Source organism: Lactobacillus acidophilus (assembly GCF_034298135.1).
Classification (GTDB): Bacteria; Bacillota; Bacilli; order Lactobacillales; family Lactobacillaceae; genus Lactobacillus; species Lactobacillus acidophilus.
Genome location: NZ_CP139575.1, coordinates 734,582 through 751,617 on the forward strand (window position 1 = coordinate 734,582; position 17,036 = coordinate 751,617).

Consider the following 17,036-nt stretch of genomic DNA (forward strand, 5'->3'; position numbering starts at 1 on the left):
TAATAAACAAGAAAAGCCCGCACAAATATGCGAGCTTTTAGATTTTAATTTAACTAGGGAAATTTATTATGAGGTTTTGCTTTTTATCCACGACCGCCTTGGAATGATGGATACAAAGTCATACCACCATCAACGAACATGGTAATACCAGTTACGTAACTTGATTCATCTGATGCAAGCCATGCGGCTGCAGCAGCTACTTCTTCTGGATCACCAATTCTACCCATTGGAATCATTGAAGTAGTAGTTGCCTTTTGCTCAGGATCAGCAAACTTCTTAGCATTAATTGGAGTGTTAATAGCACCAGGCCCAATAGCATTAACACGGATGTTTTGCTTAGCATATTCCATAGCAACCGTTTCAGTAAAGAGCTTTACACCACCTTTACTTGCTGCATAGTGAGCAAAGGTTGGCCATGGAATTTGCTCGTGAACACTAGACATGTTAATGATGTTACCCTTCTTGTTATGATCAGTGAAGTAACGAAGAGCCATCTTAGTACCCAAGAATACACCAGTTAAGTTAACATTAATAACTCTATTCCAATCTTCAAGTGACATGTCTTTAGTTGCAACTTGGTTTTCCATACCAGCATTGTTTACCCAGATATCAAGACCACCAAAGTTATTAACCGCAGCATCAATTAACTTTTGTGCACCTTCTTCTGAACCAATATCAGCTTGAACAATAACTGCATCCCCGCCGTTCTTCTTAACAGCATCGGCAGCTTCTTGCGCACCCTTTTCATCTGAGTGGTAGTTAATAACTACTTTCATGCCTTCTTTACCAAAGCGTTCACTGATTGCAGTACCAATACCTTTTGAACCACCAGTAACTACAGCAACTCTATTTTTAAGTTCTGAATATACCATATTAATAAATCCTCTCTTCTTTTATTTTGTTTTCGTTTCATTTCAGTTAATACTATAATCTGATTTTGAGTTAGAAAGAATTGCTTTTTATGCATGAAGCTATACGTAAAGTGAATACAAGAATTTCAATATCTTTTAAAATTGAAATTTTCGTTGATAAATAGGATTCAATCTAATGTCATAAATACTACCACTTTCAAGTTGAACTTCGATTGTATGCATGTATTCTTTAGCCTCTTCCAAGTGACTAGCATAAATTTGATTGAGGTATGGATTCGTAGCAAAAATTTCAGATTGATATTTGTGATCTACAATGTATGCTTTACCTTTCAACGCAATACCAACGCTTCCCATTGTGCCATCTCCTTTAGAAGCAGTGATAACTAACTCAGGTGCACGTTTAATACAATTGAAAAGTTCATTTCCTTCTTTAGTCATTAAATATAATTTTCCGTCTGTGTGATATAACATGTCACAAACTTGAGCATATGGATGGTCATACTTATCGACTGTAGATACAACTGCATTATGAATATCATCAGTTACGAAGTCTAAAAAATCATTATTTGTACTATCATCATTTAAAAATCTCATAGTTAACTCCTTTAAATATATTATTTGACGTGTTTCAATATCATTATATGATTTAAATCTGACAAAATATGATAGGATTGAAAAAATATGAAGAAAAGTGAACGATTAAATAAAGAGTTAATTTATCTAAGTTATCGCAAAGAGTTTCATTTAAAAGAACTAGAAAATGAGTTCAACATTTCTGAACGAACTGCATTACGTGATATTGCTAACTTAGAAGAACTCGGTCTTAATTTTTACGTTGAAAAAGGGCGCTATGGTGCATATCATCTAACTCAAAATAGGCTTTGGGTTCCAATTAATTTTGAGTTAGAAGAAATCAATGCTATTTTCTTTGCCTTAAAGGCTTTAAATAAGATGACAACAACTCCTTTTAGCAATGCTTATAACCAAATTTACCATAAACTGATGAAATCATTACCGACAAGTAGGCAAGAAAATATTTTAAAACAGCAAAACGTAGTATCTTATCATCAGCAACCTACTTTACATAATGTTAATTATTTCAAAATATTGATTTCTGCAGCTAGTGAAAATACTGTTTTAAAACTATCTTCAAAACAATATTTTAAACAATCAGAATATGTTCAAATAAGCGAAATATTCTATCAGCAAGGCAATTGGTTTTGTAATTTATATAATTTGAATCAACAAAAATGGTTTATTGCCCGCTGTGATCAAATTTCTTATTGCAAAGTTACAACCAAAATTGGTAAAAGCAAAAAAGAACTAAAAGTGTTACATGATTCTTTTTACAAAAAATATTACTCTATTCCTTATTCATGCGAACTTACGAAAAATGGTAAGGAAGCAGCATCTCTTGATCTATACCCTACCATGAGAATTACGGAAGAAAACGGCAAAACATTGCTCACTGGATCCTATAATCCTTCCGAGTTATATTATTTAGTAAATTATTTAATTGGTTTAGGATCAAATGTAAGGATTAATCATCCTATTGAATTAAGGGATGCATATTTAAAAGAACTGAAGAAAATCATTAATATGTATGAATAGATAAAGAAAAGAACTATTGCCACTTCGACAATAGTTCTTTTCTAATATATTGTTTTATCTCCAAATAAAGTTTGCCAATGCACGGTTAACTTGAGCGTTATTGTGGAGTCTGCTGTGTTGACCACCACGACCGCGAATCATTAATTCAGTGATGCATTTTATTCATTGTATTTAAAAAATCTTGTAAATCAACAAAACCATATTCATCTAACTTTAAGCCATATTTACCAGGATTATGTCTCAAGCAATATGAGATCCTTTTGCTAATGAAAACATTACTGCGGCGATCCGGTCTATTTTGCAACTTTATTCATCTGAATTTTTTACAAATAAACGATAATACTCATTTAGATACTTCTCTGGAAATGGTAGCACAGTTAAATCGGTATATTTAACAAAAGTTACCAACATTGTATCAATAAGATCAAAAATATCCTTACTTGATAAGCCGTCTTCATCATTTAAGAGATCAATTGGAGAAATTTTGCGAACAATACTTCCTTTATTTATTGACATATTCATTCCTTTACCAATTACTCCAACATTATAATAAAGAGAACTTTTTTCTTGGTAATAATTAATGTCAGTTAAACCATTCAGATAGTGATCACGTGCCCAAGCACTTCTGCTGTCTACGGATATAATAAAATGATATTGTTCTGTTAGAATAGCCACTAATTCGGATCTAGTCTTTTTACTAATCTTAGCTTTTTCTAATAAGCTAACAACATCAGAAGCGGAGTATTGGTCTTGATGACCTGATTCTACTAATTTAATAAAATGATCATATTTTTGATCATTTAAGCTTTGACTTGCTTCTAATAAATCTTTCTTGTCTAATGCTGGTGTTATAGTATGATTGGTAAATTCAATCATATCTTCATAAAACTCTACGTTAGGCAACGTATTTTTATCGGTTCTTTCAACCTTGAAGTAGTTTTTATTTATTTCGTCTTTTATCACTAATTCAATTGATCTAACTTCTTCATCAGATAAACTACAGAACGGATTATTATCAAAATCTTCATTTTTAAGTTCTTTTATTTCAAATCGATTATCAGGCAGAAAATTAAATTGAAGAACCTTTTTGTCGTTATCTTTTCTGAATTGTTTGAAGAAAGTAAACTGAGTTGGCATTTCTTGATTATCTATCAAACTAATGCTTTTTTCTTTTAGATCATTTTTAATTATCAATTCTTTAACTGCTGAATAAAGAGTGGCATTTAAAGATTCGATTAGTAAATTTTCAACAGTTATGTGTTGAGTATCTACTGAAGGATGGTACAGATCAGTTAAATTATTTTTAGCATAGTGTTCAGTATTATGAATAATGTTTAGTTTTAAAGAAGTTTCTGAAGAATTAACTACTTTTATATTTATTTTCTTTAAAGACTTAGTTAAGTATTCAACTGCATCCCGATTATCCCCGTCTACGTCAACTATCGTTATAGGATGTTCATCAGAAAAATCTTCTATTTTCTTTTTAAGCTTCTTGGTTTCTGTATCTTGAGACTTACTGAGTTGCTGACTTTGAACTTCAATTTCTTTAAATGCTAATGGAGAAAAATATTGTCCAAATTGTTGATTGAAAACATCTAGCAATCTATATAACATCCCTGATTTTGATTTTACGAAAGTAGCATAGTGATTTCGTGCAGCTAGTTTTAAAAACTTAGTTATTGTTGGTTTGCTATTTTTAACTGGAGGCGTAATAAGATAATAATTTTTATTTTCATCGTTTTTCCAACCTCTACCCGCTAATCTTATTTGTTTAGTTTTTCTATTTATTTTTAATCTTGGTTTACCTACCATATTTTCAAGTCGATCAGAATCTATTACTCTAATCTGTGAAAAGCAGCGAGTAGAGATTCTAGCAACTAAATCGTCGTTCAGCGAGAACTCATCAATATTTAGTGTTTTACCTTCGTTATGTGAGTTTGAGCTACCAAGAAGATAAAGTGTACCTGTTAAACTAGAACCTTCTAAAACGTTTTGATCAATAATTTGATTGAAGAAAAGTTGCAAAAGAGCAATTTGAGGCATTTGCTTAATCTCGTCTTTATTTAGTTTGTGAGGATAAAATATATCCTTATTGTATTCGACCAATGCCTTGTTTAGTTTATCCACATCAACTGTGTTTTTTCGGCATAAACAATATACTATTTTTTTGTTATCTTGTTCTGAGTAATCTAATGCAACGATTCTTTGTAAAATTTTGTCTTTACTTTTATTTACACTAAGGAATGTTTCTCTAATGGGATAAGTATCTTTTTCGACTTTAATTGCAAACAAATCAAAGTCCTGCAAAATTTTATCTGCATTTATTTTCTCAACAGGCTTTAGCTGATTAACAGTGATTTTATTCATTATTGTCTGTCTCCTAAATTCTTTAAATCATTAATAACGTTAAAATCTAATTTACCGTCGTTTTTAAACAAAGCTGGATAAATATAAATGGCTCCGTCTTGGGTATCATCACTAATCTTCTGAGCAATATAATCGTTCCCTGACCAATTGTAAAAATTAATAATGACTGCACTATTGCCCTTCATTTGTGATAATTTATTAGTCTCCTTCTTCAAAAAGTCTGTCTTATTTTGATATTCGGAGGAACGAGTATCATCATAATTCTTCATATCATAGTAAAGTTTCTTACCTGTTCTTGATACTAAATACCCATCCATCATTTCGAATTCATTAGGGTCAAGTTCTTCCATTGGATGAATATCTAAATCAAAATGTTGAGCAACTAATTCAAAGATTTTTTCACTAATTGCTGCCTTATAGAAGTTATTAAAGATTCCTGGTGTTAATAAGAAATGGTGCTTGCCACTCAGATTAGTTTCATACCCTTCTTCAATAAGTTTGTCTTTAATCCAAGAATTTTTGGCGAGTATCTTTTGTAATGCCCTATCATAGTATGTATAATTCAATAATTTCATATCGTCATTTTCTCGAGTTTCACTAATATTCTTTAACAAAAGATAATCTTCTCTTTGATCAAAGTAATAATTATTAGTAGGATTGGAGAATTCCCAGTAACATTTAGTCAATAAACGCTTATCTTCGGGATTATCAATGTCATCTCCAGAATCCAAAAATGGATGTTGCCCAACTAATTCTCTAAAATGAACCCATTCTTGTTGTGCTTCTTCAGATAATTGACGAATGACATATGCTCGTTTTTTAACTATGAATCGCATTTTTTGTGAGCATTGATTAAGTTTTATTCTTTTCTCTTTGCTAATTTTAGCAGTAGATTTTTTCATATCAGGCATTTCCTTAAGTACAGTAGTCATAAGACCATTAACTCTTTTTTGACGATCAAATTTTGCAAACAGAGGAACTAATGATTTATCAAAGAAAATATTTTGGACTTTATTCTTGATGTCTACTCTACTAATTCTTCCTAATGCTTGTTCGATTCTTACTAGAGAAGCAATTTGAACAGAAGATAGATCCGAACTCTTATTAACCTTTTTATTAAAGAAATGCTCAATTCGTAATCTCTTTTGTTCGTAAGATAGCTCACCATCATAAAATAATTCATCCTGTTCAAATATAAAGTGCAATATTTGGTTAGTTAACAATTGCCCTGGTGTAGCATAAGCAAAAATATGTGTTGGTTTTTCAATGTAAATACCATCCAAATCCTTAACAGGTTTTTCTTTATTTATAAATCTGTCATCTAAAACAGCATAATTATCTCGTTGTTTTTGCCAAAACTTAGAATAAATTCTATATTGAAGATTTGCCCCACGATCTAAACTAGCAAAAGTAGTTAACAATACTTTGAACTTGCCTTTTTCCCAGGCATCTTTTACCAATCGTAAATTATGATTTTTAGAACTTGCATCAAGTGGAACTATATCGTCTTGATAATCTTCAAACCCAAGTTCTACCAACACTTCTTTGAACCAATTTAAAGTACTTGTATCAGTTTTAGCATTTCGATAAATTACAAAGGATTGTTGAGTAGGATCTTCTTTATTGAGCTGAATCATCTTAATGATTGCAGTTAAGGTCTTTAAATGACGCAAAAATATAAATGCTTGATCATCTTCATTTAAATTACTCAACAAATCAATTTCAGGATTCACTTTTAAATAACTTCGCAATAATTTATTAAGCGTAACAGGGTTTAATGGTTTATCAAGCCATTGCTGTATCCAATTCTTAAAAGCACTCTCAATAGTTCCCTGCAATTGATCTAGATCTATTGTTTTAATCTTAGCTTGAACTTTTTTTTGATATAAAGACACGCGAAGATTATTTGCATCATTAAGCAACTTATTTTCTGAGTCACTAAGTCTGCGAATACTTGGTACTTTATCAGTTAGCCAATGATAATCAAAGTTCGAAAATGAAGAATCATTATTAACCGTTGCACTAATCATAAAAACACGCCAATTAATTGTGGCTTGAGCTAACATTTTTTCTGGTGTTTTAAGCTGTGAGAATAAGTAAACATGAGACATTGCTTCTTTTTCAGGATTACTGATGATGTTGTAGTATGTAAATCCTTTATTAAACATTGAGTTATCGTCAGAAAACTTATCACCTAGTTTAATTTTGGTTCCTTTAACAAATCTATTCTCAAAAAATGTATTCAATAGATATTCATGTAAATAATTTTCTTCTCGATATGAGCCAGGGATTAATGTCCTTAAAATAAATAAATGCTCATCTTGAAGATCCAAGAGCAAATAGCGTTGATATTTTAATTTCTTATTTTGCTTTTTCTTAAAGTTGTGATATTTATCTGCTAATTCGCTTGTTATTTTCATAAAGAAATATATAGCACCTTTAGTTTGAGCAAGTACATTGTCTAAATAAACAACTTTTTCATCTGATTCTTTATGTTTTTTAATGACATTAATTTTTCGCTTAGGATCATATTCAAACGTTAAATGTTCATTTTCATAACTCAAGTTGATAGTTACGTTGTGTTCACCGTAATTAAAAATGAAGTGACTTGTATTGTTATCAAGTTCAGGATCAATTTGTACATTACAATTCAAATGATACTTATTAGAAAGCTTGGTAAATCTCTTGATAAGATTTCTAATCTTCCTTCGACTTTCTCGATCATTGATTAAATCGCTAGGAAGTTGGTTAGTTTTATTATTCAGGCTTTGAAAAATTCGCCGGAACAAAACAAAAATATCTTCATGTAAATAATTTTCACCATTTTGAGGAGCAATTGAATTAATTATTTCATCAAGCCAAATTTGTTTTGTTTGGTCTGCCTCATCTAAAACTAAGTTAACTTTCTGATTTGCTAAAAGCTCAAAAATAGTTCTACTTTTATCATCCATTGTTTTAATGGGATAAAAATATTTATGAGCTGTCATAATAATGCAACGATAATGATCGTTATGAATAGATAGTGAAGGAAAAACTTCTTTATACCAAGGGAAAAGTGCCGCAAAGAATTTGCTTTTTTCTTCTGGTGAAATAGTGGTTGGAATATCCTTCTTTTTACGATCTCTTCTTTCCTGACTCAATTTAACTCCTAAGTCTTGAGACATTGCATGACTAATTCTGTTTACATTTGTAACAAACTCATCACTTACTGGAATGGAAATGTTTTGATCCGCTTCGACTACTTGTCGATTATAGAGGGCTGCTGATTTTGTATCATAAAAATCTCTAACGACTTTAGTCATCAGTTTATGAGTATTCTGACATTTTATTGGATCTATTTGTCCAACAAAACTATCTAGTATATATTCCTTTTCTTGTTGAGGTCTATTCCATGGAATTTTTGCTTTGTTAGTTTCTCGAGAAAAGTAATTCAGGAGAAAATCTTGATTGGATTTAAGAAGTAAGATCTTATCAGCACAATCAGGAGCAATTTGTTGAATTCGCTCATATTCATTATCACGATTCTTTTTATCGGTAGTTAGATAAATCCAAGTTTTAGGTTCTTTTTCATCTTTTTGAATATCTTCTGCGATGACTTGTGCCAAACTGTGACTTTTCCCAGATCCCGGTGCACCCTGAAATAGAACCAGTCCTGGTCTATAATTTTCATCACTTATATTCTTTAAGACCGTGTAAACTTCATTATCTTTTCTCATGATTTTTCTCCTTGTACTTTTAATTTAGCAACAAATATAGACATTTGATCATTTGTTCGCTATACTCTGAATTGATTATATCAGAATATGTGTTCAAAGAACATATGTTTTATAAAAAATAAAATTAGTATAAATACAGTAATACGAGTGCATTTAATACATTTTTTATAACTCTATATTTTTTCATTTATTTTCCTATCGAGTTTATGGTATTGTTGACTTAACCAAATACGAAAGGAAGATCCTATGACTTTTACAAAATTAGAAAACAGCAGCGATCAAGCTGTTGTCGCTGAAGAAGTAAAAATCCTGACCAAATTACTTAACGAATCTACTCGTCAATTAATCGGTGACGATGCATTCGCTAAGATTCAGGATCTAATCGACACCTCAGCCAGTAAAGATCAAAAGCAACTAGAATCAAAAATTTCTAGTTTAAATAACCGTGAAATGATTGTCGTTGCTAGATATTTTGCTACATTGCCTTTATTAATTAACATCTCAGAAGACGTAGAATTAGCAAGTAAGGTTAACGTCTTTAACAACACAGATCAAGATTACTTAGGAAAACTGAGTGATACTATTGATCTTGTTGCTCAAAAAGATGATGCAAAAAGAATCCTTGAAAATGTTAATGTTGTACCTGTTTTAACGGCTCACCCTACTCAAATTCAAAGAAAGACAGTTCTTGAATTAACTGATAAAATTCATCATCTTTTACGCAGTTACCGTGATGTTAAGAACGGTACCATTAACCAAAGAGAATGGACTGAGCAGCTTCGTGCCTGCATCGAAATTTTAATGCAAACAGATATTATTCGAGGACACAAGTTAAAAGTATCTAATGAAATTACCAATGTTCTAGCCTATTATCCTAAAGCTTTGATTCCTGCAATTACTAAATTCACTACTCGTTATAAAGAACTTGCTAAAGAACATAATTTAACTCTTGATCAGGCCACTCCTATTACTATGGGAATGTGGATCGGTGGAGACCGTGATGGTAACCCATATGTAACTGCTGATACTTTGGAATTAAGTGCTACTTTACAAAGTCAAGTAATCTTTGAATACTATATGAAGGAATTGAAGAAGTTATATAGAGCTATTTCTTTATCAACTTCCTATATGCAACCCTCTGCAGCAGTTGAAAAGCTTTCTAAACTTTCTAACGATGATTCACCGTTTAGAACAGACGAACCGTATCGTCGAGCCTTCTATTACATTGAAAGTCGTTTAGTTCATACAGAAAAAGAGCTTTTGGGTATAATTGATAAAAATATCTTTATTAAACCACATGATCTTGAAAATCTAGACAATATTCCTGTTTACAATAATCCTCAAGAATTTAAGTCTGATTTGGAAACTATCAAGGCTTCATTAGACGAAGATCATGATCAAGCTGTAACTCATAGCTTCTTTACACAAATTTTGGAAGCAATTGATGTCTTTGGTTTCCATTTGGCAACCATTGATATGCGTCAAGATTCTAGTGTTAATGAATCTTGTGTTGCAGAGCTTCTTAAGAGTGCCGGTATTTGTGACAATTACAGCGACTTGAGTGAAAAAGAAAAAGTTGAGCTTTTGCTCAGTGAACTTGAAAACGATCCACGTAACTTGCATGCTAATAACAAACCAAAGTCTGAATTATTGCAAAAAGAATTGAAAATCTACAAAACTGCACGTCAATTAAAGGATCGCTTAGGTGAAGATGTCATTAAACAACACATCATTTCTCACACTGAAAGTGTTTCTGACATGCTTGAACAAGCAATTATGTTAAAAGAATATAATCTTGTAGATAGTGAAAAAGCTCGTATTCAAGTGGTACCATTGTTTGAAACTGTCGAAGATTTGCTTAATGCACGTGAGATTATCACCCAATACTTAAGCTTCCCTATCGTCAAGAAATGGCTCGTTTCTCAAAATAATTATCAAGAAATCATGCTTGGTTACTCTGATTCTAATAAGGATGGTGGATATCTTGCATCGTGTTGGAATCTTTACAAGGCACAAAAAGATTTAACTGCAATTGGTGAAAAGCTAGGCGTAAAGATTACTTATATGCACGGCCGTGGCGGTACTGTCGGTCGTGGTGGTGGTCCTTCATATGAAGCAATTACTGCTCAACCTTTTAAATCAATTAATGATCGTATTCGTATGACTGAGCAAGGTGAAATAATTCAAAATAAGTATGGTAATAAGGACACTGCTTATTACAACTTGGAAATGCTTGCATCTGCTGCAATCGATCGTATGGTTTCAAAACAAGCAGTCAGTGAAGAACGCATCACAGATTTCCGTTCTTCGATGGATAAAATAGTTGAAGAAAGCAATAAGATTTACCGTAAACTTGTCTTTGAAAATCCTGCCTTTCTTGATTACTTTTTCCAAGCTACTCCAATCAAAGAAATATCTAATTTAAATATTGGTTCTCGCCCTGCTTCAAGAAAGAAATTAACTGACTTTTCAGGTTTAAGAGCTATTCCTTGGGTATTCTCCTGGTCACAAAGTAGAATCATGTTCCCTGGCTGGTATGGTGTTGGTTCAGCTTTTGCAAACTTTATTAATGCCGATCCAACTCATTTGAAAGAATTACAGGAAATGTATAAGGGTTGGCCATTTTTCCACTCATTACTTTCAAATGTTGATATGGTTTTGTCTAAATCAAATATGGAAATTGCTAGAGAATATGCTAGTCTTTGCGATGATGAGGAGACAAAGAAAGTCTTTGATATTATTTATCAAGAATGGAAATTAACTAAGAAAGTTATCTTACAAATTGAAGATCATGATGACCTTTTAGCTGAAGCTCCTATTTTGAAACAAAGTTTAGATTATAGAATGCCTTACTTTAATATCTTGAACTACATCCAAATTGAAATGATCAAGCGTGGACGTGAAGATGAAATTCAAGGCGTTTACCAAAGCATTATTCCAATTACTATTAACGGTGTAGCTTCAGGCCTACGTAATTCGGGTTAAAATAGTTTTTAACTATAAAATAAAAAAGCAAAATTCTTTAATATGAATTTTGCTTTTTTTGTGTTTTATAAATATTAAATTACTCTACAACATTGCGGATAAAAGGATCATTAGAGATGCCTTCGCTCAAAATCTTTTTTGACTATTCTTTCGCAGAGAACAAGGAATGATCTTTATAGTTACCACAAGTCTTAATTGTAGTTCCAGGCACATCTTCCCAAGTAATCATATCGCGAATTTCTTCAAGAGATGATTTTAATGCCCTAGCTACTTCGGTCATTGAATGTTCACCCCACATAATTAAGTGAAAACCAGTCCGACAGCCAAATGGTGAGCAATCAATTACATCGTCTATTCTGTCCCGTAGCAAACTGGCTAGTAAATGTTCAATTGTATGTAAACCCCTGTTAGAATAGCATTCTCGTTAGGTTGAACTAAACGTAAATCATAATTAGAAATCTTATCACCCTTATATCCCTATTCAACGGTAATCAAGCGAACATAAGGTGCTTTTACTTTGGTGTGGTCTAATGTAAAACTTTCAACTTTTACCATAATTTACCTTCACCTACTTATCTAAATTTATTAAAGCTTGTTTCAAATCGTCAATAATGTCTACTGGATCTTCAATCCCCACTGATAGACGAATTAATTCATCCTTAATACCATTTTTTAAGCGAATTGATCGTGGAATTGAACCGTGAGTCATGATAGCGGGAACTTCAATTAAACTTTCGATTCCACCTAAGCTTTCTGCCAGCTCAATTAGCTCTAAATTCTCAACAAATTTTTTGACATCTAAACCCGATTGTAATTCAAACGAAATCATAGCACCAAAGTTCTTCATTTGTTTAGCAGCAATTTCGTGACCTGGAAAATTCTTTAAGTCAGGATAATAAATTTTGGCAATATATGGATTATTTTGTAAGAAATCAATTACTGCATTTGCATTTTCTTGGTGAACACGCATTCGTGCATTAAGTGTCTTAATTCCACGTTGCAATAGCCAGCTATCATCAGGTCCCAAAGTACTACCGATTGAATTTTGTAAAAATGCTAATTGTTCAGCAAGTTTAGGATCATTAGTAACAGCTAAGCCTGCTACAACATCACTATGTCCACCTAAATATTTAGTAGCAGAATGAATGACAATGTCTGCCCCTAAAGTAAGTGGTTGTTGATTATAAGGAGTAGCAAAAGTATTGTCAATAATAGTTCTAAGATGGTGCTTTTTAGCAATATCGGCAATTGTATGAATGTCAGTAATACGCATTAATGGATTAGTAGGTGTTTCAAAATAAATTGCTACAGTATTATCTTGAATTGCTTCTTCAACGTTTTGTGGATTTTGAGTATCTACAACGGTAAATTCCATACCAAAGCGTTTTAAAACTTGGTTAATTAACCGGAAAGTTCCACCATAAACGTCATTTCCTACAATAAAATGATCACCTTTTTAATATAGTGCAAAAACCGTTGCAATTGCGGCTAAACCGGAACTAAATGCAAAACCAGCTATACTGTGTTCAAGTTGAGCAATTAATTTTTCTAATGATGCTCTAGTAGGATTACCCATTCTAGAATATTCCCATTTAACTTTACTTCCTAGTTTATGCTGATGAAATGTTGAAGCACGATAAATCGGTGTTGAAACTGCACCAGTTACCTCATCTTCACTATAGCCACCGTGAATTAATGTTGTATTGAATTTCATTTTTTTATTCTGCTATATAAAGTAGTAAAGTACTTAGCCTTAACCTTTTTTAATGTTTACAGAGTTCTAGTGGTTTATTCCTAAAGGATCTGCGACATTTTTAATTTTCAAAATTGCCATAATATTCACTTCCATGTTTAGCTTTCTAATAAATATTATGACAAATATTCCTATACTTTTGCTAACAGTTAATCATCTCCTCTTCATCATAAATACCTTCACTTAAATATCGATCACTTGCGTCAGGAAAGATCGTCACAATTTTTGAATTTTGGGGTAATTTTTGGGCCATATTTAAACTAGCTGCTAAAGCGGCTCCTGAAGAACTTCCAATAAATAAGCCTATATTTTTAGCAGCAAAGCGAATTTGTGCAAAGGCTGATGTGTCACTAATTGTTTGTATTTCTGCAATTTTAGTTTCTTTAAAAAAAGATGGGATTTTTTCAACGCCAATTCCTTAAGTCTTGTGAGGATGAGCTGTTTTTCCATCTAAAATTGATCCTTCTGGCTGTACCGCTATGTTTTTTATATCTGGAAAAAATCATGTAAACCTTGAGCTATTCCAGCAAAGGTCCCACCAGTTCCGGGTCCTGCAACGAATGCATCAACTTTAACTTCATTTAAATCTGGTATTATTTTAGGTACGATTGTTTTACGGTAAGCTTCAGGGTTAGCCAAATTATCAAATTGATTTGGCACATAAGCATTAGCAAGTTCTGATGCGATTTCATAACTTTTCTTTAAAGCCCCCATCATTCCTAGCTCGCCTGGAATATTTATAATGTCGGCACCTAGAGCTCGCATCAAAGTTTGCTTTTCGAAACTGAATTTTTCAGGTACTACTAGGATAGTTCTTAAATGATATTTTTGTGCAGCTAAAGCTAACCCTATACCAGTGTTTCTGGCTGTTGGTTCTACTATCGTTGTCTTTTTATTTATCTTTCCTTTGTTAATAGCATCTTCAATTAAAAATTGACCTAAGCGATCTTTAATACTATCACATGGATTATTCATTTCTAATTTGGCATAAATTTTATTATGATTAGGAATCTTGATGGGTAACTCTAGTAGTGGTGTATGCCCAATTAGTTCAGAAACATTTTTTACTAACAAACTTTCATTCTCCTTTCAAAATAAATCGATTTTTAGGTAGAAAAAAAGGCGCCAGATTCAAATAAATGAATCAGCGCCAATTATGCCTGAATAAAGTGATTTTAATTAATTAAATTTATCTTAACTAATTAATGTACACCAAATAGCGGGACGTAATTGACGCGTTCCGCAACAACAAGTATTCATGTTAGTAAATTGCTTGTTGAACATTTGATATTCCTCCTTGATCGATTTGAATACATCTTAACTAATCAAAATTAAGATGTTAATAAAAGATTAGTAATTTATTTTTTGCTTAACTCTTGTAGAATCGTTATGTAAATGATATTCTAATTAAAATAATATTTTATTTAAGTGAGGAATTATTATGCATACTGAATACTTTTATTTTTTAGAATCAAGTTTCTCCTCAAGTTGTTCCCATCTACTTGAGTGATTTTGGTATGTTTAACAAAATAAAAACAATGAAACCGAATTCACTTTATTTGATTAACTTATTGAATAAATGAATTCGGTTTTTGCTTTTTAAGGAGGTTTATATGGGCAAAGAAAACAATGAACTGAAGCGGTCGTTAGGTTTTGGTTCAGCAATCTCAATTGTAATCGGAACTATCATCGGATCAGGAATTTTCTTTAAGCAAGCTTCTATCTTGGATAGTGCCGGATCATCTAGCATGGCAATTTCTGCGTGGATTTTCGGTGGTGTCATTACTTTAGCTGCCGGTTTAACGATTGCGGAAATTGGTGCGCAGATGCCATATACAGGTGGACTATATGTTTATGTTGAAAATCTATATGGCCGAATATGTGGCTTTTTAGCTGGGTGGATGCAGGTTATTGTTTATGGCCCAGCAATTATTGCTTCGGTAGCTGGGTTTATGAGTATCATGATTACTAATCTTTTTGGAATTGATGCTAAATGGCGTATTCCTATTGCTTTAATTATTATCATTGCTATTGGATTAATGAATTTTTTAGAAAATAAAGTTGCTGCAGCTTTTTCAGTAATTACAACAATTGGTAAAATGATTCCAATCGCAGCTATTATTATCTTCGGTTTATTTTGGGGGCATCAAGATGCACTCGGACAAACTGTTAGTGAAATTAATCGTTCAGCTGGTGGATTCGGTGTAGCAGTTTTAGCGACTTTATTCGGTTATGATGGGTGGATCTTAATTGCTAATTTAGGTGGTGAAATGAAAAATCCTCAAAAATTGCTACCTAAGGCTATTATTTTAGGAATTAGCACTGTTTTAGTAATTTATACTTTAATCACTGTTGGTATTTTTAGATTTGTTCCTGCCAACATGATTCATAGCTTAGGTGAAAACACTACTTCTTATCTTGCAACTAGGGCTTTTGGTGATATTGGTGGTAAATTATTGTCAATCGGAATTATTGTTTCAATGATGGGTACTTTAAATGGTAAAATTATTACTTTCCCTAGAATTGTTTATGCAATGGCGCGTCGAGGTGATTTACCTTTTTCACGTATTCTTTCATATGTAACACCTAAAGGAAAATCACCTGTTGTAGCAACAATATTCATCATCCTACTTGCTACAATCATGATGCTCTTCTTTGATCCAGATCATCTTTCAGATTTATGTGTATTTACTATTTATTGTTTTTACTTATTGACTTTCTTTGGTATCTTTATTTTAAGAAAGAAAAATAGTAAGCGACCATTTAGTACACCACTTTATCCATTCGTACCAATTGTTGCAATTGCTGGAGGAATTTTTGTTTTAGTTAGTGAATTATTCAATGATCCTGCTGGTGTATTATTATTTGCAGGAATCGTAATTATCGGATTACCTGTTTTATATGTGGTTAAGAAAATGGATAAAAACGATTAAAATAGTACTTTAAATATAAAAGTAGCGATCAGGTATTCATTACTTGATCGCTATTTTTATATTTAATTTTTACGCATTAGCAATTGTAATTCGTTCTTGGTGGTGAACTGAATCAACCGTTTCCTTAATGACTACTGTTGCCATAGTACCAGATGTTAACTTTGAATCTCCATCTTTGTTATAGAGTAATTCGTCAGTACCTTCAATATATTCAGTAGCGGGTCCTGCTTCAAATTGTAAAGCTGGAGAAATACCTAGCCAATCGACATCGTCTATACTGTTAAGATATTCTAACTCTTTCAATTGTTGCCGTGGTGTATTAATCCACGTATCAGCATTATCCATTTGGGCAATGTCATCAACTACTAAATGCTCGTCGTCACCAGTATGTAAGCTACCAGCACCTAAAATAAAGATTACTCTTATCTTATTCTTTCGTACTAAATTAATCAATTTCTTAGCTAATATAACATGTTCTTCTGCGTTCTTAGGATCAGTCCCAAAAGCATCAATAATTACATCAAATTTATCTAAGATGTTATCAGATAATGCAAAGATATCACCCACAATTAATTTGGCGTCGTCACCGAGTACTTTCTTCGCTTTAGATTCATGTCTAACAATCCCTGTTACATCGATTTCTAGATTTTGCTTTGCAAGTTTGTAAATTGCACTTCCTGCCATTTCAGAAGCGCCAATAACTCCGACTTTCATATTAAAGCCTCACTTTAATAATCTAAACTACATCTTCAATGTAACACCAATTAACTGAAATGTCTGAGGATATATCTTACTAAGT

General features: G+C 32.2%; 10 protein-coding genes and 3 pseudogenes. 3 read left to right on the plus strand and 10 right to left on the minus strand.

From position 1 onward, the window contains the following. Window positions 1–83: 83 nt before the first annotated feature. On the minus strand, window positions 84–872 hold the full coding sequence (locus SO785_RS03255; RefSeq protein WP_003547434.1) for an SDR family oxidoreductase: 789 nt from the start codon (window positions 870–872) through the stop codon (window positions 84–86). 135 nt (window positions 873–1,007) lie between these two features. Beyond that, window positions 1,008–1,466 (minus strand): hypothetical protein, encoded by a 459-nt coding sequence (locus SO785_RS03260; protein WP_003547433.1) that lies wholly within the window; start codon window positions 1,464–1,466, stop codon window positions 1,008–1,010. Between the two features lie 87 nt (window positions 1,467–1,553). On the opposite strand from SO785_RS03260, the gene SO785_RS03265 reads away from it, so the two are divergent. Then, complete coding sequence (locus SO785_RS03265; RefSeq protein ID WP_003547431.1) at window positions 1,554–2,483, plus strand: helix-turn-helix transcriptional regulator; 930 nt, start codon at window positions 1,554–1,556, stop codon at window positions 2,481–2,483. A gap of 54 nt (window positions 2,484–2,537) precedes the next feature. Here SO785_RS03265 and SO785_RS09600 read toward each other — a convergent pair whose 3' ends face one another. From SO785_RS09600 to SO785_RS03280, 4 genes are read right to left on the minus strand one after another with little or no spacing between them, the layout of a single operon-like run. Further along, window positions 2,538–2,624: a hydrolase gene (locus SO785_RS09600; protein WP_021721338.1), complete on the minus strand. Its 87-nt coding sequence runs from the start codon at window positions 2,622–2,624 to the stop codon at window positions 2,538–2,540. Window positions 2,625–2,628: 4 nt separating this feature from the next. Further along, window positions 2,629–2,787, minus strand: coding sequence for an RNA 2'-phosphotransferase (locus SO785_RS03270; RefSeq protein ID WP_011254338.1), 159 nt, complete (start codon window positions 2,785–2,787; stop codon window positions 2,629–2,631). Window positions 2,788–2,789: 2 nt separating this feature from the next. Beyond that, complete coding sequence (locus tag SO785_RS03275) at window positions 2,790–4,850, minus strand: ATPase (RefSeq protein ID WP_011254337.1); 2,061 nt, start codon at window positions 4,848–4,850, stop codon at window positions 2,790–2,792. Further along, a complete protein-coding gene (locus SO785_RS03280) occupies window positions 4,850–8,566 on the minus strand; it encodes a P-loop NTPase family protein (protein ID WP_015613364.1) in 3,717 nt (1,238 codons plus the stop codon). Before SO785_RS03280 ends, SO785_RS03275 begins: the two co-directional genes overlap by 1 nt. 246 nt (window positions 8,567–8,812) lie before the next feature. On the opposite strand from SO785_RS03280, the gene ppc reads away from it, so the two are divergent. Beyond that, window positions 8,813–11,551 (plus strand): phosphoenolpyruvate carboxylase, encoded by a 2,739-nt coding sequence (gene ppc, locus SO785_RS03285; protein WP_003547424.1) that lies wholly within the window; start codon window positions 8,813–8,815, stop codon window positions 11,549–11,551. 79 nt (window positions 11,552–11,630) lie between these two features. On the opposite strand, the pseudogene SO785_RS03290 reads toward ppc, so the two are convergent. From SO785_RS03290 to SO785_RS03300, 3 pseudogenes are all read right to left on the minus strand, one after another. Next, window positions 11,631–12,106, minus strand: a pseudogene (locus tag SO785_RS03290) (S-ribosylhomocysteine lyase). A 13-nt stretch (window positions 12,107–12,119) separates the two neighbouring features. Next, window positions 12,120–13,265 (minus strand): annotated as a pseudogene (locus SO785_RS03295) (trans-sulfuration enzyme family protein). 181 nt (window positions 13,266–13,446) lie between these two features. After that, a pseudogene (locus tag SO785_RS03300) lies at window positions 13,447–14,378 on the minus strand (PLP-dependent cysteine synthase family protein). Window positions 14,379–14,917: 539 nt separating this feature from the next. Between SO785_RS03300 and SO785_RS03305 the strand changes: the two are divergent. Further along, window positions 14,918–16,237 carry an APC family permease gene (locus tag SO785_RS03305; RefSeq protein WP_021874087.1) on the plus strand — a complete coding sequence of 440 codons (1,320 nt, stop codon included), beginning with the start codon at window positions 14,918–14,920 and terminating at the stop codon, window positions 16,235–16,237. Between the two features lie 69 nt (window positions 16,238–16,306). Here SO785_RS03305 and SO785_RS03310 read toward each other — a convergent pair whose 3' ends face one another. Next, entirely contained in the window at window positions 16,307–16,951 is a 645-nt protein-coding gene (locus tag SO785_RS03310; RefSeq protein WP_003547411.1) for an NAD(P)-dependent oxidoreductase, read from the minus strand. Window positions 16,952–17,036 lie beyond the last annotated feature (85 nt).

What these genes read in the sequence shown, in the direction of transcription:
- SO785_RS03255 (WP_003547434.1), bottom strand. Translation starts at nt 872, where the DNA reads ATGGTATATTCAGAACTTAAAAATAGAGTTGCTGTAGTTACTGGTGGT.
- SO785_RS03260 (WP_003547433.1), bottom strand. Translation starts at nt 1,466, where the DNA reads ATGAGATTTTTAAATGATGATAGTACAAATAATGATTTTTTAGACTTC.
- SO785_RS03265 (WP_003547431.1), top strand. Translation starts at nt 1,554, where the DNA reads ATGAAGAAAAGTGAACGATTAAATAAAGAGTTAATTTATCTAAGTTAT.
- SO785_RS09600 (WP_021721338.1), bottom strand. Translation starts at nt 2,624, where the DNA reads ATGATTCGCGGTCGTGGTGGTCAACACAGCAGACTCCACAATAACGCT.
- SO785_RS03275 (WP_011254337.1), bottom strand. Translation starts at nt 4,850, where the DNA reads ATGAATAAAATCACTGTTAATCAGCTAAAGCCTGTTGAGAAAATAAAT.
- SO785_RS03280 (WP_015613364.1), bottom strand. Translation starts at nt 8,566, where the DNA reads ATGAGAAAAGATAATGAAGTTTACACGGTCTTAAAGAATATAAGTGAT.
- ppc (WP_003547424.1), top strand. Translation starts at nt 8,813, where the DNA reads ATGACTTTTACAAAATTAGAAAACAGCAGCGATCAAGCTGTTGTCGCT.
- SO785_RS03305 (WP_021874087.1), top strand. Translation starts at nt 14,918, where the DNA reads ATGGGCAAAGAAAACAATGAACTGAAGCGGTCGTTAGGTTTTGGTTCA.
- SO785_RS03310 (WP_003547411.1), bottom strand. Translation starts at nt 16,951, where the DNA reads ATGAAAGTCGGAGTTATTGGCGCTTCTGAAATGGCAGGAAGTGCAATT.